The organism is Acinetobacter sp. YH12021, from assembly GCF_013420145.1.
Taxonomy (GTDB): Bacteria; Pseudomonadota; Gammaproteobacteria; order Pseudomonadales; family Moraxellaceae; genus Acinetobacter; species Acinetobacter towneri.
Genome location: NZ_VOYT01000001.1, coordinates 75,218 through 94,587, shown reverse-complemented (window position 1 = coordinate 94,587; position 19,370 = coordinate 75,218). Strand labels below are relative to the sequence as shown.

The window sequence follows — 19,370 nt, the reverse complement described above, 5'->3', positions numbered from 1 at the left end:
ATAAGTAATTTCTAGAAGGAGTTTTACATGGGCATTCGCATTACAGGTACTGGTCTTTATCACCCAGAAGATGTTATTACCAATGAAGAGTTGGTCGAAAGTTTAAATGCTTATGTGGAACAGTATAATCAGCTCAATGCTGACAAAATTGCAGCAGGTGAGCTTGAAGAACGTCGTGGCTCAAGTGCTGACTTTATCGAAAAAGCCTCTGGGGTAAAACGTCGTTACGTGTCAGAAAAAACAGGTATTCTGGACATTAACCGTTTACGTCCAAATTTACGTGAACGTGGCGATGATGAAATTTCGTTACAAGCGGAATGGGGCGTAATTGCTGCAAAACAAGCCATGCAAAATGCAGGTGTGTCTGCAGAAGATATTGATGTGGTGATATTGTCTTGCTCAAACTTGCAACGTGCTTATCCTGCAGTGGCGATTGAAATTCAAACTGCGCTTGGTATTCAAGGTTATGCCTATGACATGAACGTGGCGTGTTCTGCTGCGACTTTCGGCATTAAGCAAGCGCATGATGCGATTAAAGCAGGTGCGCGCCGCGTACTGTTGGTGAATGTCGAAATTACCTCAGGTCATAACGATTTCCGTTCACGTGACTGCCATTTTATTTTTGGTGATGTAGCAACTGCTTCAATTTTGGAAGACACTGAAGCCAAAGCAGGTTTTGAAATTTTGGACATGAACTTGTTCACTCAGTTTTCGAATAATATCCGCAATAACTTCGGTTTTTTAAACCTGAGTGAAAATGCAGATATTGACGACAAACGCTTCCATCAAGATGGTCGTAAAGTCTTTAAAGAGGTTTGCCCGTTAGTCGCTAAAATGATCACTGCGCAACTGGAAAAGAATCAAATTGCGCCAACCGAGGTGAAGCGTTTCTGGTTGCACCAAGCGAATGCCAGTATGAACGAACTGATTTTGAAATTGGTGGTCGGCAAGGAAGCAGCACAACCTGGTTTGGTGCCTATTATTTTAGATGAGTTCGCCAATACCTCATCGGCAGGGGTAATTATTGCCTTACATCGTACTGCACATGAAGTCGAAAACGGTGAATATGGTGTCTTGTGTTCATTTGGCGCAGGCTATTCAGTTGGCGCGATTTTGGTACAAAAACGTGATGCTGCATAAGCTTTGCCAAACCGTATAAGATCAGCAAACGCCTAAGTACAGGTATTAAAAAGTTCCTTCTCCTTCGGGAGAAGGCTTGGATCATCCGCGATATTCTCTTCACACAGACACATACAGAATAAAAACATCGAAAAACTTTATGAAAAATAATGCTTAGGTTAAGATGGAGCATCTTTTAATAGACCTATTTTGAAAACCTATGCAACCATTTGTTCTATATAACTCAGAGCAACGAAAAAAAGTTGAATTTGTTCCGCGTAAAGAAGGACATATCGACATGTATGTCTGTGGCATGACGGTTTATGATTACTGTCATATCGGGCATGCGCGGGTTATGGTTGCATTTGACTACATCATTCGCTTTTTGCGCAGTCAAGGTTGGAATGTGAAATATGTCCGCAACATTACCGACATTGACGACAAAATTATTAAACGTGCCAATGAAAATGGCGAGAGCATTCAAGCTTTAACAGATCGTTTTATTCAAGCCATGAATGAAGATGCGGCAAACTTAGGCTGTGTTGAACCTGATGCTGCACCACGTGCCACTGAATATATTGATCAAATGCAAAATATGATTGGTAATTTGGTCAATAAAGGCACAGCTTATCCTGCAAGTAATGGCGATGTTTATTTTCAGGTTGAAAAATTTGACAAATATGGCCGTCTTTCAGGTCGCAAGCTAGAAGACATGCAGGCGGGCGCGTCTGAGCGTGTTGATGTTGAAGTCGACAAAAAGCATCCATTTGACTTTGTTTTGTGGAAACATGCCAAAGAAAATGAACCATCTTGGGCTTCGCCGTGGGGCAATGGACGTCCGGGTTGGCACATTGAATGTTCTGCGATGTCGACTTGCTGCTTAGGTAATCATTTTGATATTCATGGTGGTGGTTCAGACTTAATGTTCCCACACCATGAAAATGAAATTGCCCAGTCTGAAGCATCAACAGGTGAGCAGTATGTAAATTACTGGATGCACGTTGGCTTTATTAATGTCGATGGCGAAAAAATGTCGAAGTCATTGGGTAACTTCTTCACCATTCGTGATGTGATGGAAAAATTCCATCCTGAAGTGATCCGCTACTTTATTGTGTCATCGCATTATCGTAGCCCTGTAAACTTCTCCGATGTAGCACTCAAAGAAGCCAAAACCGCATTATCACGTTTCTATCACTCATTTAAAGCTTATCAACAAGCGTACGGTACGCAAACAGTTGAGCAGTTAGATGAGACTTTGGTGGAGCGCTTTAATGCTGCAATGCGTGACGACTTCAATACAGCCGAAGCAATTGCAGTGCTGTTTGAAGTGAATAAAGAGCTGAACCGTGCGGTAAAAGAGCAGCAGGCAGATCAGGCGGCGGTGTACTATTCGACTTTGCGTCATTTGACCAATATTTTAGGTTTGGTGCAGCATGATGTTGACGAATTCCTGAAGTCTGATATTGGTCAGGACGCTTTAGGTTTATCTGAACAAGCCATTGCAGACTTCATTCAGCAACGTCAGGATGCCAAAAAAGCCAAAGATTTCGCCCGTGCTGATGAAATTCGTCAGTCTTTGCTCGATCAAGGTGTGGTCTTGGAAGATACCCGTCAAGGTACAGTATGGCGTCGTGCTGATTAATTGAGCACTTAGGAGCATAGAGAGTTGACAGTTGTATGAAATTCTCTATAATTCACTTCCATATTGCGGGAATAGCTCAGTTGGTAGAGCACAACCTTGCCAAGGTTGGGGTCGCGAGTTCGAGTCTCGTTTCCCGCTCCAAAATTTTAAAAAACGCTTATCGAAAGATAAGCGTTTTTTTATGGCTGTTTGTTACAGCTTGCTTGCAGTCAGCTTTATAGATGGGTTTGATCCATAATTTTTAGAGCATTTTCGTTGAAATATGCTTCTGAGCTAGTTCTATCTTTAGCTTTATCTGCAACTTTGAATCAATAAAATAAATAGCCTAAGCTCAAATATGATTGTTTTTCATTTGAAACTCGAGTCAAAAAGCGAGTTAATTAAAACAGCATACAAAAATGCGTTAAAACAAAAAACACACGCAGAATCAAAGTGTAGAATTGCATAGATATGCTAAAATTGCGAAAATTAAATGTGCTTCAATAAATCACTTTTATTGAGGTGTAGAAAATACTCAATTTAAGTTGAACGTTGAATGCCAAACATGTCAAATACCATTGATTTCCAATCTGTAGCCTTAGACACTTTAAGAATAGAAGAACAAGCATTACAAGTCTTGGCGACGCAAATTGATCAGCGTTTTAGCCGTGCCTGCGAAATCATGTTGCATTGCAAAGGGCGTGTTGTGGTCACAGGTATGGGAAAATCAGGTCATATTGGTCGTAAAATGGCTGCGACGTTTGCCTCTACAGGCACGCCGTCTTTCTTTATGCACCCGGGTGAAGCAGGGCATGGTGATTTGGGAATGTTGGTACGGGGTGATGTTTTAATTGCCATTTCCAACTCCGGCAAAAGTGATGAAATTATGATGTTGATGCCACTCATCAAACATCTGGAAGTTCCTCTAATCACAATTAGCGGTGATGATCGCGGGCCGATGCCACAAAATGCTGATGTCGCTTTAACATTAGGCAATATTCAGGAAGCTTGTCCACTTGGTTTAGCACCAACCTCAAGTACGACTGCAACCTTGGCATTAGGTGATGCATTGGCTGTAGCGTTACTTGATGCACGTGGTTTTACTGCCGATGATTTTGCTCGTTCACATCCTGCAGGCGCTTTGGGTAAGCGCCTGTTATTGCATGTGAAACATTTGATGCATACCGGTACAGAATTACCTAAAGTTGCACCAGATACACCAATGAACAAAGTGTTATACGAAATTTCAAACAAACGTCTAGGTTTAACCACAATTGTCGATGAAAATGACGTCTTGTTAGGCATTTTCACCGATGGTGATTTACGACGTTTAATTGATAAACAACAGGGCTTTGATGTGAATTTACAAGTTGGGCAAGTGATGACTCAACATCCTGCAACGATTTCACAAGAAGCACGTGCAGTTGAAGCTTTAGAACAATTACGTGACCGTAAAATCAATCAGTTTGTGGTGGTGGATGATGCCAATAAAGTCATTGGTGTGATCAGTATGCATGACTTGATTCAAGCAGGGGTAAACTAAACAATGGCATCTTATATTTTATTAGAGCAAGCGCGTCATATTGAAGCTTTGGTTTTAGATGTCGATGGAATTCTAAGTGATGGTTTTGTCACCTTAACCAACAGCGGTGATGAAATTAAATCATTCGATATTCGTGATGGTTTAGGTATGAAACTGGTGCAACAAGCAGGTGTTAAAGTCATTATCATCACGGGTCGTAAAAGTAATATTGTCGAAAAACGCATGTCCGATTTAGGTGTAGATTTGGTCTACCAAGGACGTGAAGATAAAGGCACTGCATTGCAGGAAGCCTGTGCCAAGTTAGGTTTATCACCTGCAGATTGTCTCTATATGGGCGATGACTGGCCTGATCTTTCAGCGTTTTCGATTGCAGGGATGAAAGTCACAGTGCCAAATGGACATATTGAAGTGCGTCGTCGTGCCGATTTAGTCACACAGGCCATGGGTGGGCGCGGTGCGGTACGTGAAATCTGCGATATGATTTTAACCGCCAAAGGTGTGTACCAAAGCTTACTTGAAAAATATCTCAGCATCCCTCATTAATTAAGTCATACATTCAAAGGTTTGAGTTACAGCCCCACTTATGGATACTAAAGTTTTATACGTTACTGCGATTGCAATTGCAGCTGTAAGTGGTGGTTATTACTATTACAGCGGTAAAGGCAAAAAACTGGAAACTGACGCTGCTCGCTCTATGACTTATAGTGCAGAGCAAATTCATCTGACCCAAACAGATGAGCAGGGCAATTTATATGTGCGTGCGCAAATTGACCGTTTAGAGCAAGACATGCAGCAAAAAACCTCTAAGCTGGAAAATTTGAATGCCTCTATGTATAAAGCGGGCGCGGTGGATGCCACTTTTTTTGCTAAACAGGCACAAGGTTTTAATGACAATGAAAAGGTTGTGTTGTCAGATCAAGTGCTAGCAACCAAGTTACTCACTCAAGGCAAACTGACGCTTGAAACAGTCGAGTTGAATGTGTTTCCTAAAACACGTGAAATCAGTACCGAAAAACAAGTGACTGTACAATCTCCACAGGCTGATTTTATCAGTCAGGGCTTAAAAGCCAATTTAAATGACGGGCAATACGAATTTTTTAATATTCGAGGAAAGTATGAACCATAAATCTAAGCTTACAGCTCCTAAAGCGTTGATAAAACAAGCAGCACTTGTGGGCTTGGCGGTGCTTTCATCGGCAGGTGCATGGGCAATTCCGTCAGACCGCAGTCAGCCTATTACTTTATTGGCAGACCGTGCGACCTTTAGTGAACGTACTGGCGTCACCACTTATACAGGCAATGTGGTGATTGAACAGGGCACCATGAAACTGCAGGCAGATTCGATTGTTGCTAATCTGAACAGCAAAAAAGAAATTAGTGTCATTACGGCAACGGGCAGACCTGCGCAATTCCAGCAAAAGACTGATCCAGCCAAAGGGCTTGCCAAAGGTCAGGCGCAAAAGATTGTTTACAATGCTGAAACAGGCATTATCACCTTAACGGGTGGCGCACTTTTAGAGCAAGATGGAGCCAGTATTCGTGGTAATACCTTGCGTTATAGTATGAACAAAGGCGATGTTGAAGCGATTGGTACACCGAACAAAACTGGTTCTGAAGCGGGTCGTGTAAAAATTGTGATTCCACCATCAAGTTCAAAATCATTCCCGGGAGCGCGTGATTAATGGATCAAACGAGCGCAGCACAGGACAGCGTCCAGCACGGTCAGCAGACTTTGTGTATTAAGCATTTAGCCAAAAACTATAATAAGCGCTGGGTGGTTAAAGACGTTTCATTTGAAATGAAAAGTGGTGAAATTGTCGGGTTACTTGGGCCGAACGGTGCGGGTAAAACCACCAGTTTCTACATGGTTGTGGGTTTGGTGCGTATGGATAAAGGCGAAATCCATTTAGATCAACTGGATTTATCTGACCTTGCCATGCATGAACGTGCGCGTAAGGGGATTGGTTATTTACCGCAAGAAGCCTCTATTTTCAGAAAGCTGACCATCGCTGAAAATATTATGGCTATTTTAGAAACCCGCAAAGATTTAAATAAACAGCAACGTCAGCAGCGTTTATCAGAATTGCTGGCAGATTTTAAAATCACGCATATTAAAGATTCATTAGGGATGAGTGTGTCGGGTGGCGAACGCCGTCGTGCAGAAATTGCCCGTGCTTTGGCAGCAGACCCTAAATTTATGTTGTTAGATGAGCCTTTTGCAGGGGTCGATCCTATTTCTGTCGGTGATATTAAAGATATCATTCGTACCTTAAAAGATCGTGACATTGGCGTATTAATTACCGACCATAACGTCCGTGATACTTTAGCCATTTGTGAACGTGCTTATATTGTTAGCGAAGGTTCAGTCATTGCAGAGGGTACACCGCAAGAAATTCTGGAAAATGAAATTGTGCGTGAAGTTTATTTGGGTGAAGACTTTTTTGTTTAAAGCTTGAATGTTCTAACCGTTATTGGTTTTCGTATGCTTACTGCATAAGTTGTAGAACAGAAAGTCGTGTAAACATTATTTAACCTTCTATACCTTTGAGGATAGAAGGTTTTTTCATGGTGGTTATCAGTCCAAATAAGCTATAACTCTAAATACGTTAGAGCGCTAAACACGTTATAATTATCAAGTTTTTATTTAACTGGTTGATTGATCTGGAGTGTTATGCCATTTACCATTGCTGCGCCCATCACTTTTGAAGAAGAAATTAAAAAAAGTCGATTTCAGGCAATTGCTGTGCCTGTAGATAATGAGCAAGCGGTAAAAACTTTTTTGGAACAGCAGCGTGATTCATCTACCACACATCAATGTTGGGCATGGAAAATCGGGCATCAATTACGTTTTAATGATGATGGCGAACCTTCAGGTACGGCAGGACGTCCTATTTTAGCCACGATTGAAGGCAATGAGTTGACTAATGTTTTGGTGTTGGTGAATCGTTGGTACGGCGGCATTAAATTGGGCACAGGCGGCTTGGTACGTGCCTATGGGGGATGTGCAGGGCAATGTTTGGCTCTAGCAGAAAAAATAGAACTGATTGAAAAAAAGACCGTGCAATTTTCCTGTCATTTTAATGAGTGGGCAATTTTACAATACGAGCTAAATAGTCAGCAGATTGAGTACAGCGAAGACTACACCGCCGAAGGCGTGTTGGTAAAGGCATTCATGCAAGTCGATCAAATAGACCCTTTAAAACTAAAATTACAAGATATTAGCCGTGGGCGTGAACAACTCAAAATCCTTGAGGATGATCAAGATGACTGAAGCAAATTCACCTGATCCATTATCGAAGTACCGTGAGCAGCATAAACACCGTTTAAACTACATGCCGTGGTTATATTGGTCATTAAAACCTAAACATCGTGTATGGGCAGAAGCTTGGCAGCAGGAATATCAAGCTTATTTAATGGCAATGGAAACGGTGGAGATTGGCAAAAACTGTTTTATTTCCCCTTTGGCACATATTTTTGCAGAGCCGGGGCGTAAAATCAGTATTGGCGATAATACCTTTATTGCAGCCGATTGTACTTTGCATGGCCCTTTAGAAATTGGCAATGAAGTCGCGATTAATCACCACTGTATTTTAGATGGTGGCAGAGTTGGAATTAAGCTTCATGATCAGGTGCGTATCGCAGCATATTGTCATTTATATGCATTTGATCATGGCATGGCTTTGGATCAGCCCATTTATCAGCAAGCGGTGCGTTCACAGGGCATTGAAGTTGGTAAGGATGTTTGGTTAGGTGCGCATGTTGGTGTTAAAGATGGGGTGAAGATTGCGGCACATGCAGTCGTTGGTATGAATAGCATGGTCACCAAAGATGTTCAGGAGCGGGAAATTGTGGTAGGAAACCCTGCCAAATTGATTCGTTATCGTGAGTAAATACGATGCAGCAAGGCTAAATCTTTAAACTTCATTACATTTTTTCATGTCCCTGCAACACGAGTTGTGTTAAGTTAAAAATAACAACTAAAAAATAGCCTGCAAAAGGTAGTAAGAGAGGCAATAATGAAACGTGTAATTGCTTGTATTGATTCTTCGCCTTGTATTAATGCGCTTGCTGAAGCTGCTGCGTGGATTGCAACACAAACTCAACGTGAATTGGTGTTATTACAAGTTTTGGATTATTACCCCGCCAGTTATCATTTGGGGGAAATTAGTGGCGTGATTGGTTTTGAAAGTAATGCCATGTTACTCAAAGAATTAGCCGAATTAGAACAAAAACAAAGTGAATTAGCACTCGATTATAGCAACAATTTATTGCAGCACATTTCCAGTATGATTCAGGAAAAGTTCGGCATTGTACCTACCCACATTCAAGAAAAAGGCGACTTTTTAGAACAAAGTTTTAGTGTGCTGAACGAAGAAGATATTGTGGTGATTGGACGCGTGGGCGAAAAATCTGCTGAACGCAATAAGGCTTTAGGGAGTAATGTCGAAAACTTTATTCGTGGTGCAAATTGTACCGTGATGACTGTGGGAGAGCATTTTAAAGCACCAACCCGCTTTATTTTTGCTTATGAATATTCCCCAACTTGCATCAAAATGATGAAGCGAATTGCACAAAGTGATTTGCTTAAATTATTGCAATGTCATTTGCTCTATGTCGGTGATCACCCAGAAGTTTTAAATGAACCTGCAGATTTTTTAACTTCAGCGGGTTTAGATGTGGTGGTGGAATATCGTTATGGCGATGTGGCTGAAAATATCTTAGATTATCAACGTGAACATGGTATTCAGTTGATTGTACTGGGGGCATTTAGTCACAGTAAAATTCACCAATTTTTCTTGGGAAGCATTACCACCAATATTTTCCGTAACTCAACTGTTCCTTTGTTGGTGGCAAAGTAAAAATCGTAAATGATTCAAAAAAGATCATTTCAAAAGATTGTTTAGTTGAACTGATGTAAATGCTTGCTGACTGTCCATGGTTATCCGCATAATTTGTGGATAACTGTATGGACAGTATATGTAACATTATAATATATAATGTAAAATTGCTTTAGGTTGTTTTTTAACCTTATGTGGACTTTACTTTACAATCGCTAAAGCAAAGCCATCATGTCCTTTGCTGCCTACAGTTTGTAATGCTGTGCACGATAAAATTCGCGAATGATTTTGCATGGCTTTGAACATGTCACGAATCCCTTCAATGCTTGGTTTGTGATTGTCAGGATTTAAAATTTCCCCTGCACGAATTACATTGTCTAAAAAGATAATTGTACCTGAGCGTGAAAGTTTAAGACTCAGTTCCAAATATTCAGGATAGCTTTGTTTGTCGGCATCAATAAAAATAAAATCAAAAGCTTCAGTATCTTCTGGCAGAGCTTTTAGAATTTCTGCAGCACGACCAACTTTTAATTCAACCTTTTGTTTTAATTGAGCGCGGTCAATATTTTCCTGTCCCAAAGCTGCATGGGTATCACGTCCTTCAATCGTGAGTATATAACCATCTTCAGGCAGCGCACGTGCTAGCCACATTGTGCTATAAGCTGCGAATGTGCCCAATTCCAACACACGTTTGCATTGATTCATTTGAATGAGCATTTGTAGCAACATGCCCTGATTTGCCGCAACTGCAAGGTGATCTGGAAAACCTTTGGCATCGGTATTTTCTAAAGTTTGCGTCAAAATTGGGTCTTCGGGAATTAAATGTGATTCGATATAGTGATCGATATCCGTCCACATTTGTTGCATAGCGTGCTCACCTTTGTTGCGATGTGTGCATTGTAAACTTTTCTGCTCAGAGTGCAATTTATTCGCGGAATGGAGCAGGTGATAATCTATTTCGCAATAAAAAAAGAGGTCAATTTGACCTCTTTAGGATTTAATTCTAAACAACACTGAATTAGAAATTACACATAGATGAATGGCGGCTTAAATCTGGCCCCCAAGTTCGATAACCTTGTGTATCAATATGAATTTGTCCTGAAGCGTATAAGCCTAAGCCCATGTTTAAACTTTGACCATATTGCTGCCAGAACTGACACAGTCTGTATTTGGTACTTTCAATATAGGCATAGTCTTCGGCATTCGGGAATTGTGGCCCAATTCTAAAATCAATGGCTGAGTTAAATAAGTGACGCGATGAGTTCGCACCACCTGCACATTGATTCAGTGGTAAATCTCGATAGACAGAAGTGACTTCAAAATCAGTTAAGACTTTAGAGGCGACCAAATATTTAAATACACGCAAGGTAGGCACCTGATTTTGCCACAATTCACGACTTGGAATCATAAATTGCGAACGTCCACAGCGTTGCCAGTCACGTGCGGTACGCATTAATTCAAAACTTGGAATAATATTGCCAACACCGTTGTGTTCCAAGAAGCGTTCATATTCACGAACTTGGCGTAAATTGTCACTCACTGCCACCCATGCATTATACGAATAAGGCACAATTTTAGGTGCTACCTGACGCTCATAGGTGATTTTTTCTTGAGGAATGAAAATTCGTTTTCCATCGGGCGTGGTGATCGTTGTTGTTCTGTTTGGGGTTGAACTACAGGCAACCAAGATAACGGGAACAATGCTGAACGAAAACAGCGCCTTGAAAAATTTCTTCATTAGGCAAATCAGATATTTATTTAAAGTGTCCGTATTCTAATCGAAAATGCTGGTTAAAATTTGAAAATATTGCAATCAAATGTGTGTTTTAGGTATAAAAAAAGATCAGCACAGGACTGATCTTTTTCACAACAAGACGAACTTACTTTTCTAAGTATTGTAATTTGTCTGGTTTTCCATTCCATTCTTCACGATCAGCAGGTTGATCGCCAATTTGTGTAATGTTTGGCCAAGTCTGTGAAAGTTCAGCATTTAGCTCGATAAACACTTCCTGACCTTCTGGTAATTCATCTTCAGAGAAAATAGCGTTGGCAGGACACTCTGGTTCACATAATGCACAGTCGATACATTCGTCTGGATTAATGACAAGGAAGTTCGGACCCTCGTAGAAGCAGTCTACAGGACAAACTTCAACGCAGTCTTGATATTTACATTTAATACAGTTTTCAGTGACAACAAATGTCATGGCGACAGCTACCTAAAAATATGGTTCTAATTCAGAATAGTCTATTTTAGGCAAAAATCACTACAACTAACAATCGCTTTTACTGATATTTGATATAGACAGTGCTGCTAAATTTGATAAAAGGGGGATAAAATCATCAAAAAAACTTATAAATGACAAAGACTCTCAATTGAGAGTCTTTGTTTAGCTCAAATATTTTAGAAATAACAGCGGCTAAGCGTTCAATTGTTCCTTTAAAGCATACAATTGTTCCAGCGCTTGTCGTGGCGTTAAATTATCGACATCTATACTGCGTAATAAATCTAAAGCAGGTGATGGTTTTTCTACCTCTATTACACGTTCAATCACTTCTGGTTCAGCTGTGTTTGTTGCTGGTGCAAATAGGTCATCTTGAACGGCTAAATTGACATTTTTGTGCTGCTGTTTTTCTAAAATTCTTAAACGGTTTTGCGCTTCTTTAATCACATTGGCTGGAATGCCTGCCAATTTTGCCACTTGCAAACCGTGACTTTGGCTTGCAGGACCTTGTTGAACTTTGTGCAAGAGAATCAGGTTGCCATTCATTTCTTTGGCGGTTACGTGGTAGTTATCCACCCCAGATTCTTTGCTTAATTCGGTCAATTCAAAATAATGCGTTGCAAATAAACATAAACATTTGATGCGCTTGCTTAAATCTAAAACACATGCCCATGCCAAAGATAAACCATCGTAAGTACTGGTGCCCCGACCAACTTCATCCATCAGCACCAAAGATTGCGAGGTGGCATGATGTAAAATTTGTGATGTTTCAGTCATTTCTACCATAAAGGTCGATTTACCTGTCGATAAATCATCGGCAGAACCAATACGGGTAAACACGCGATCAATAGGACCTAATACGGCTGTTTGGGCAGGCACATAACTACCACAATAGCCAAGTAGGGCAATGAGTGCGGTTTGACGCATATACGTTGATTTACCGCCCATATTCGGGCCAGTAATAATTGCCAAACGATGATTGTAGTCGAGTAAAGTATCATTCGGTGTAAAGGCGGTTTTACTCAAGGCCTCAACAACAGGATGACGTCCTGCAGTAATTTTAATTCCAATTTCAGGGCTATATTCAGGGCGTGCCCAATTGCGTAAACGTGCTTGATGGGCAAAGTTTGCCAATAGATCAATTTGTGCAATCGCGCTGCTCATCATTTGTAATTGAGCAATGTCTTGGCGTAATTCATCCAATAGCATTTCAAATAGCATCTTTTCACGGGCTAAAGCACGGGACTCGCTAGACAGGACTTTATCTTCAAAACTTTTTAGCTCTGGGGTGATGTAGCGTTCTGCATTTTTTAAAGTTTGACGACGGATATAGTGTTCAGGTGCTTGCTCGGCTTGGGCGCGAGTGAGTTCAATGTAGTAACCACTGACACGGTTGTAGCCAATTTTTAACGTTGGGATACCGCTTTCTTGGCGCTCTTTGACTTCTAAATCAATCAGGAATTGCCCCGCATGATCACGGATTTTGCGTAGTTCATCGAGTTCACTGTCAAAACCCTCTGCAATGACATTGCCATCACGCAATAGTACAGGTGGGTTTTCTACAATTGCCTGCATCAGCCGTTGATGCAGTCCATGAAAATCGCCCAGTTCTTCATTCAGGTTTTGAATGAGTGCGGATTGTTGTGCAGAAACAATGGGCTGTAAGGCATGACGCAAATAGGGAATTTGCGCACAGGCCTGACGTAGTTGTACCAAATCACGTGGGCGTGCGCTACCGAGTGCGACACGACTCAGCACACGTTCAATATCACTAATTTCTTTCAGTACCAAACGCACAGGCGACTCATGGTAACCTTGTATTAAGGCTTGAATTGCATCCAGTCTTGCATCTAACAATGCCGTGTCACGCAAAGGTTGCATCAAGGTACGACTCAGTAAACGGCTACCCATGGCAGTTTGGCAATCGTTAATCAGTTGGAATAAAGAAGTGCCGTGTTCAAATAATGGTTCAACCAATTCCAAATTACGTCGGGTCACAGGATCAAGCGCAATAAAATCGCTGCTTTGTTCTAATTGAATACTGCGAATATGTGGTAAAGCCGTTTTTTGGGTTTCTTTGGCGTAGTGTATTAACGCTGCTGCTGCTGCTTTGGCTAAGGGCAAATGATCAATACCAAAACCTGAAAGTGACGATACAGCAAATTGATCACAAAGCGTTTTTTGTGCATTGTTCAGGTTGAAATCGACATTTGGGCGTTTGGTCACAGGGCAGTCAAGCTGCTTTTTAACCTGTTCAATAATATTCGGATCGACAATATCTTCATCGACCACAATTTCGCTTGGCATTAAACGAGAAAGTTCAATCGCGAGTTGTTCAGGCAAATAATCCATTTGCTGAACTTTAAAAATCCCTGCACTTAAATCCAGCAATGCGATACCAATTTGGTTTTGCTGTAAGCATAAAGAGACCAAGTTGGAAGATTGATGACTGTTGAGCAAGGCATCATCGGTGAGCGTGCCTGGGGTGATAATCCGTACTACTCCACGCTCTACAGGACCTTTGCCTGTCACTTCGCCAATTTGCTCACAAATTACCACGGTTTCGCCTTTTTTGACCAAGCGAGCGAGATAACCTTCAGCAGCATGATATGGCACGCCCGCCATTGGAATAGGTTTGCCACTAGTTTTACCACGGTGGGTGAGGGTAATGCCTAAAAGTTTGGCAGCTTTGTGTGCATCATCAAAAAATAATTCGTAGAAATCGCCCATGCGATAGAACATTAAAGAATGTGGATGTTCCATCTTCACCCGTAAGTATTGCTGCATCATTGGAGTGTGTGAAGATAGATCAGCCATGATTTCTGTCATGTTCATGCAGTTGAAGTCCTTTAATTTGAAGCGTAATTTAAGTGTAAGTATGTGACTAGCTTATTTTACGCCATCTTAGTCAAATTAGTGAACCTGCATGTCATTGTTGCTCGCTCTCTAACGAGTCGAACATCGAGCGGTTTAAGCTTTTAAATGGATAATATTCAATTGATCGGGTGTGTTAGTGAGCACACAGCCATAAAAAATATCGCCCATAAAATCTAAACCCACAGTTTCAAAAATGATATCGCATAGCTCAAAGAGCTTAGCTGTTGAAAATGTATGATTTGCGAAGTTAAAAGTGAAAATTATTGTGTCATTTGGCTGAATTTTACTGAGTTTTTCGTGTAATTCATCGTTATAAAAAGCATCGAAATTTGATTGTTTTCTATGGATTCATTTAGAAAGTAGTGCATGTTGTAACATTATGCTTTGCATGGTCTTATTTCTAGCTAAAAGCCGTACTTTGGAAAAACTTCATCACAATCAAAGTAAAAAAAGCCATCATCTTTTCAGATCATGGCAAGCTATTATTCAAACTCAAGCTATGTAGAATTTAAAAATTCAAACTATATGACACGCCCAAAATATTTTGGCTCATGCTTAAATTGGCTTCGCCACCACCAAAATCAGCGGGGATAGAGTTGTTACCTTGCACTGTTTCTTTGAGTGCGTGTGTATAAGCCACACTTACATTTTGTTGATCATCGAGTTGCCAAGTTGCACCAACACTTAAATGCTCTTGTACCACACCTGGTGCCAAAATATTTAGGAAGGTTTGATCATTTTTAACAGGCTGATCGTTATAGCTATAACCCGCACGTAAAGTCAGTTTTTCTGAGGCTTGATAAGTCGCTGAAATTTTATAGACATTGATGTCATCCCATCCAAAACCAGGACCTTGTGTTGTGCCAAATTTATTGTTTGCGAATAATTGATCCAGTTTATTGCCAACAGAATCTACATCTGAATAATTAATGCGTAAGTAATCTGTCGCGACTGATAAAGCAGGGGTAAGTTGATAATTTAAACCTACACCATAGCTTTCAGGTACGTCAAAATCACCTTGTTTGGCAAATAAACCTTCATATTTCTTAAAGCGGCTGGCATTAATTTTAGATGAATAGCTTGCACCAAGGGTCAGTTTATCATTTGGTTTTGCCGACCAGCCAATACGTGCACCTACGCCGTATGAATCGTCATTGCCACGATCGCTAATTGCCGCACCGTTTGACGAAGCACCACCAAAGACATCACCAGCAAAACCTTGTGCACTAAAACGTTGATATAAAATATTTGCAGCCAAGGCTATAGATTGATTTTCTGCATATTTCCAAGATAAAGCAGGTGAAATAAAGGCTTGGGTTAATGAAATACCTGCGCTTCCTGTATTATCATAAACTGCATAAGGATTATTTTTATAATTGGTATTCATGCCACCATTGCCATAAACCGCAATACCCGCAGTGACTTGTTCGTTCACTGGGTGAACATAACCTACATCTGGAATTACAAAGTATTTACGGCTATTGCCATCATACTGACCATTTGCTCCATAACCATTTCCTGTAATTTCAGACTCACGATCTGGAGAGAAAATAGTTAAACCTGCATCAACACGCTTACCTAACCAGCTCAAACCCGCTGGGTTGCTTGCAATAGTCAAACTGTCCTGAAAATTAGCAATGGCTGTGCCTGCATTTCCTTGAGATTTTACACTATATGCATGCATGAAATATCCTGTTGTTGCAAAAGCAGATGTTGAAAACAAAGGTGCGATAACAGCAATTGAGATAAAAGAAGATAGATATTTCATGAGAATATAGATCGAGTAAAAACAATATATGCGTCAGTATATTGAAAAGTTGTATTCTTGTATTTGAATATAAATTCATATCTTTATTCTATTTTTGAATATAGAGCTATGAAACAGCAAGGGTATTCATTCTATATGTATATCAAAATGATGCTTCAACTCTTTTGACCAAAGAAGCTCCCTTGGGAGCTTCTTTATTGTTTTTCATTGCTTTAATTCATCATCATAAAGTGCTTTATGCCAAGTTTTCTAACACAAATTGTGGCGATTTAATAAATAATCGAATCAATGCTTGAGCAGAACTCGACGGTTGACGGACACCACGTTCCCAACTTTCTAAAGTTCGGGCAGAGATACACAATTTTGCCGCAAGTTCAGTTTGTGAAATATTCATTTTTTGCCGAACTTTAATGATCTGTTGTGCTAAATCCAAACAAGCCGTTTGCTCTACAGTATGATTCACATGATTATGACTGTGTTGAAGCAGATGCATAGTTATCTCCTCCTTAGGGTCGAATAAACAAGTCAATGAGTTATTAAAATAAGTATTGTCCTACAGCTGCATAAATTTGATACTGCAAAATTTACACTTTAGAGTGAAGCAAAGATGGCAACACTGTAAGAAATGATAAGAAAATTCAAGAGTCAAAGTGGGGCGGGGCACGACCTTGTGGCAGAACAAAAAGCGGCTCAGTTTGAAATAGTGTTGGTGTAAACGATGTTTTAAAAGACAAAACCCGAATTTGCGTTCGGACTAAAATTGGTCTGATTTTGTTTTCAAATAATGGTAGTGCAAAACTATAAACTAGACAGTATTCACATTCATGATCTGTATGCGCCGCATCTTCAGATGATGCATGTTCGTGTGAACTTTCAAGTCCGAATGCAACATGAGTCGCAGTTTCATGGTGTGTAGATGAATACGAAGAATGGGGTGCGGTGCGTTCTAAAAATAATGCTTGGGCAATAGTTTCACAGACAGAGGAAAAATGTTGTTTCTCTGGTAATAAAGGCTGTAGGAACACAGCGACTTGTAACAAGATTGCAAATAATCCTAGCAATCTGCCCCACATCATAAACACTGTATCAATCTTTTATTCAATTTATTCATGTAATACTATAACAAAAATGACAATGATAAATATTGAAGTATTACACGAAGTTTTAATTAATATTTAACCTAATATTGAGCATTATTTGAGCATTCAACAGACCCTAGTATCATCTTGTAAAAGAAACTGTCGGAAAACCTGCTTCCAGCCAAGCTTGCATACCACCTTGCATTGAATAGACTTTCTCGAAACCCATTCTTTGTAAGGCTTGAGTGGCAAGTGCAGAACGCGCACCAGTACCACAAAGTAAGTAAATATCTCGTTCAGCCAGATTGGTAAGAGCACGTTCAACATCGCAATAGTGGTTTACTACAGGGTGTTGTGCAATTTTCATTTCTAACATGCCGCGTGGAAAATTCACTGCACGGTCTATTGCACAAGCCTGATGTTCTTCAGGTTCTCGTACATCAATCAAAATAATATCGGGATGTTGCAAATATTTTTCATGCAATTCTTGCACGCTAATTTCTGTAATTTCACTTTTGGCTTCAGTGATTAGTTGATCTGGTGTTTTCATTCATCCACACTCATTTATTATGAGTTTATATAATATAATATTATATATTTAATAAGATTTTATTATTGTTAGGAAATGTGTCTGATCGAATATCGTTGTGATTTTCTATAAAAACATTTTAAATCAGGTGTTTAAATCCTAATAAAATTTAAGTCATCAATTGATCAAAAAGTCATATCTTATTCAACTATAAGGTATATACTAGATCTAACACTTTTGTTCGATTGTTCAGGGGACGTCAAATGCCTGCAAGATTTTTTGGAATTTTTCTGGGTTTAATTGCAGCGGTATTAATCATTGGTGGATTATTCATCAATATGATCAGTGGTGAAGCTACCGTCGTGGAATACTGGATTTTATTGTTGCTTCCATGTTTTGGTATTCCAATTTTGTCTGCAGTGTGCCTAAAAGAAATAGACTAAGCACAAAAGTATAAGTTTTCTTTACATTAAAATTGATAGATGATTCATCGCATTTAATTTTAATGATCCAAAAGCCCATGCGATCATGGGTTTTTGTGTTTACAGCAAAACAGTTGGTTTTGAGTTTTATTTGAATATTTGCAAAGCAGCGTTGCAGAATTGGGCTGTTCAGCAGCCTAGTCATAGTTAAATGCTATTAAAATCTAAAGACAATATTTAAGTTTAATAACATGTAAGCATTCCATTATCAGGTATTGCCAATCAATGTTCATTTTGGCGTAGGTCATCTGCAAAAAATTCAAGAGATTTTACGATCTTATACCTATAGGCGTATTTTAACTATTGCCACTGCAGGGCAAAAAGCCGCAGGCGAGCGTTTATTGGCACTAATCCAAGACATGGCTGTAGCGGTCTATCCTCATGCGGTGATGCATGTGCCAAAAGAAGTTGCCGATCAAGCCATTCAAGATGTGCAGCGTTTAAAGGTCGATTGCTGTTTGGCACTCGGCGGTGCTCTGCGATTGGTTTAGCCAAAGCAATTGCTTTAGAAACCCATTTACCGATTATTGCAATTCCGACCACTTATGCAGGTAGTGAAATGACTGCGGTGTATGGCATCACCGAAAACCAGCTGAAAACCACAGGCAAAGCAGCTCAAGTTTTGCCTAAAGTTGTGATTTATGATCCTGAATTGACACTCAACTTACCCACTGAAATTTCGGTATGTTCGGGTATGAATGCGATGGCACATGCAGTTGCGGCATTATATGCACAGGATAAAAATCCCATTGTAAGTTTAATGGCGCTAGAGGCGATTACTCAACTGGCACAGGCTTTACCTGAAATTGTGCAAGCGCCTCATAATATGCAGGCACGTGAACATGCTTTATATGGCGCATGGTTGGCAGGTGTGTGTTTGGGTTCGGTGGGTATGGCAATTCATCATAAAATTTGCCATAGCTTGGGCGGACGCTATCAGTTACCACATGCGCAAACCCACGCCATTGTGTTGGCGTATTCAGTGCATTACAACCGACATGCAGATATTGCTGCAATGAATCAACTGGCAGCGGCTTTAAATGTGTCAGATCGGGAACAGTTAGGCTTGGCGATTTATCAGCTTAACCAAAAATTGAATATTCCAATGGCACTTAAAGATTTAGGATTACCCGAAACAGCACCTGCCCAAGTGGCACGTATTATCTGTGATAGTCCATATTATAATCCACGTGAATATGACTATGCCGAATTAGAGGCTTTATTGACCAAAGCCTATTGGGGACAAGCACCGCTATAATGCTGCTAAAAAATAGCATGATAGATAAAAAACC

21 protein-coding genes and 1 tRNA gene are annotated in these 19,370 nt (G+C 40.2%); 14 read left to right on the top strand and 8 right to left on the bottom strand.

The genetic code is table 11. From position 1 onward, the window contains the following. Nucleotides 1-27 precede the first annotated feature (27 nt). From FTT91_RS00410 to FTT91_RS00360, 11 genes are all read left to right on the top strand, one after another. Complete coding sequence (locus FTT91_RS00410) at nucleotides 28-1,140, top strand: beta-ketoacyl-ACP synthase III (RefSeq protein WP_180168756.1); 1,113 nt, start codon at nucleotides 28-30, stop codon at nucleotides 1,138-1,140. A 199-nt stretch (nucleotides 1,141-1,339) separates the two neighbouring features. After that, the gene (gene cysS, locus FTT91_RS00405; RefSeq protein ID WP_004973064.1) at nucleotides 1,340-2,761 is read left to right on the top strand and encodes a cysteine--tRNA ligase; all 1,422 of its coding nucleotides are present in this window, start codon (nucleotides 1,340-1,342) and stop codon (nucleotides 2,759-2,761) included. 65 nt (nucleotides 2,762-2,826) lie between these two features. Next, nucleotides 2,827-2,902 (top strand) — tRNA-Gly (locus FTT91_RS00400). 403 nt (nucleotides 2,903-3,305) lie between these two features. Then, on the top strand, nucleotides 3,306-4,283 hold the full coding sequence (locus tag FTT91_RS00395) for a KpsF/GutQ family sugar-phosphate isomerase (RefSeq protein ID WP_004973067.1): 978 nt from the start codon (nucleotides 3,306-3,308) through the stop codon (nucleotides 4,281-4,283). A 3-nt stretch (nucleotides 4,284-4,286) separates the two neighbouring features. Continuing rightward, entirely contained in the window at nucleotides 4,287-4,826 is a 540-nt protein-coding gene (locus tag FTT91_RS00390; RefSeq protein WP_004973069.1) for an HAD family hydrolase, read from the top strand. Nucleotides 4,827-4,866: 40 nt separating this feature from the next. Next, on the top strand, nucleotides 4,867-5,409 hold the full coding sequence (gene lptC / locus FTT91_RS00385) for an LPS export ABC transporter periplasmic protein LptC (protein WP_180168755.1): 543 nt from the start codon (nucleotides 4,867-4,869) through the stop codon (nucleotides 5,407-5,409). Beyond that, nucleotides 5,399-5,965, top strand: a complete 567-nt coding sequence (gene lptA / locus FTT91_RS00380) for a lipopolysaccharide transport periplasmic protein LptA (RefSeq protein WP_004973072.1) — start codon at nucleotides 5,399-5,401, stop codon at nucleotides 5,963-5,965. The genes lptC and lptA overlap by 11 nt, the downstream gene beginning before the upstream one ends. After that, nucleotides 5,965-6,732, top strand: a complete 768-nt coding sequence (gene lptB / locus FTT91_RS00375) for an LPS export ABC transporter ATP-binding protein (protein WP_004973074.1) — start codon at nucleotides 5,965-5,967, stop codon at nucleotides 6,730-6,732. The genes lptA and lptB overlap by 1 nt, the downstream gene beginning before the upstream one ends. A gap of 222 nt (nucleotides 6,733-6,954) precedes the next feature. Further along, a complete protein-coding gene (locus FTT91_RS00370) occupies nucleotides 6,955-7,554 on the top strand; it encodes a YigZ family protein (protein WP_096900925.1) in 600 nt (199 codons plus the stop codon). Next, nucleotides 7,547-8,173 carry a DapH/DapD/GlmU-related protein gene (locus FTT91_RS00365; protein ID WP_096900924.1) on the top strand — a complete coding sequence of 209 codons (627 nt, stop codon included), beginning with the start codon at nucleotides 7,547-7,549 and terminating at the stop codon, nucleotides 8,171-8,173. Before FTT91_RS00370 ends, FTT91_RS00365 begins: the two co-directional genes overlap by 8 nt. Before the next feature lie 126 nt (nucleotides 8,174-8,299). Beyond that, nucleotides 8,300-9,142, top strand: coding sequence for a universal stress protein (locus FTT91_RS00360; RefSeq protein WP_180168754.1), 843 nt, complete (start codon nucleotides 8,300-8,302; stop codon nucleotides 9,140-9,142). 180 nt (nucleotides 9,143-9,322) lie between these two features. Here the strand turns inward: FTT91_RS00360 and FTT91_RS00355 are convergent, their stop codons facing one another. From FTT91_RS00355 to FTT91_RS00320, 8 genes are all read right to left on the bottom strand, one after another. Continuing rightward, nucleotides 9,323-9,988, bottom strand: coding sequence for an O-methyltransferase (locus FTT91_RS00355; RefSeq protein ID WP_004973089.1), 666 nt, complete (start codon nucleotides 9,986-9,988; stop codon nucleotides 9,323-9,325). Nucleotides 9,989-10,139: 151 nt separating this feature from the next. After that, nucleotides 10,140-10,859, bottom strand: coding sequence for a D-Ala-D-Ala carboxypeptidase family metallohydrolase (locus FTT91_RS00350; RefSeq protein WP_004973092.1), 720 nt, complete (start codon nucleotides 10,857-10,859; stop codon nucleotides 10,140-10,142). A gap of 142 nt (nucleotides 10,860-11,001) precedes the next feature. Continuing rightward, nucleotides 11,002-11,325, bottom strand: coding sequence for a ferredoxin FdxA (fdxA, locus tag FTT91_RS00345; protein WP_004973093.1), 324 nt, complete (start codon nucleotides 11,323-11,325; stop codon nucleotides 11,002-11,004). 213 nt (nucleotides 11,326-11,538) lie between these two features. After that, nucleotides 11,539-14,178, bottom strand: coding sequence for a DNA mismatch repair protein MutS (gene mutS / locus FTT91_RS00340; RefSeq protein ID WP_180168753.1), 2,640 nt, complete (start codon nucleotides 14,176-14,178; stop codon nucleotides 11,539-11,541). 550 nt (nucleotides 14,179-14,728) lie between these two features. Beyond that, entirely contained in the window at nucleotides 14,729-15,988 is a 1,260-nt protein-coding gene (locus FTT91_RS00335) for an OmpP1/FadL family transporter (RefSeq protein ID WP_180168752.1), read from the bottom strand. 235 nt (nucleotides 15,989-16,223) lie between these two features. Continuing rightward, nucleotides 16,224-16,481 carry a DNA-binding transcriptional regulator gene (locus FTT91_RS00330; RefSeq protein ID WP_004973099.1) on the bottom strand — a complete coding sequence of 86 codons (258 nt, stop codon included), beginning with the start codon at nucleotides 16,479-16,481 and terminating at the stop codon, nucleotides 16,224-16,226. A gap of 145 nt (nucleotides 16,482-16,626) precedes the next feature. Further along, a complete protein-coding gene (locus FTT91_RS00325; RefSeq protein ID WP_154321263.1) occupies nucleotides 16,627-17,061 on the bottom strand; it encodes a DUF2946 family protein in 435 nt (144 codons plus the stop codon). A 148-nt stretch (nucleotides 17,062-17,209) separates the two neighbouring features. Further along, nucleotides 17,210-17,617, bottom strand: coding sequence for a rhodanese-like domain-containing protein (locus FTT91_RS00320; protein WP_096900921.1), 408 nt, complete (start codon nucleotides 17,615-17,617; stop codon nucleotides 17,210-17,212). A gap of 242 nt (nucleotides 17,618-17,859) precedes the next feature. On the opposite strand from FTT91_RS00320, the gene FTT91_RS00315 reads away from it, so the two are divergent. The 3 genes from FTT91_RS00315 (at nucleotide 17,860) to FTT91_RS00310 (ending at nucleotide 19,336) form a co-directional block, all read left to right on the top strand. Further along, nucleotides 17,860-18,039 (top strand): hypothetical protein, encoded by a 180-nt coding sequence (locus FTT91_RS00315; RefSeq protein ID WP_004973110.1) that lies wholly within the window; start codon nucleotides 17,860-17,862, stop codon nucleotides 18,037-18,039. 254 nt (nucleotides 18,040-18,293) lie between these two features. Continuing rightward, the gene (locus FTT91_RS14700; protein ID WP_253103581.1) at nucleotides 18,294-18,569 is read left to right on the top strand and encodes an iron-containing alcohol dehydrogenase; all 276 of its coding nucleotides are present in this window, start codon (nucleotides 18,294-18,296) and stop codon (nucleotides 18,567-18,569) included. Continuing rightward, a complete protein-coding gene (locus FTT91_RS00310) occupies nucleotides 18,530-19,336 on the top strand; it encodes a maleylacetate reductase (protein WP_253103578.1) in 807 nt (268 codons plus the stop codon). The genes FTT91_RS14700 and FTT91_RS00310 overlap by 40 nt, the downstream gene beginning before the upstream one ends. The last annotated feature ends 34 nt before the right edge of the window (nucleotides 19,337-19,370 follow it).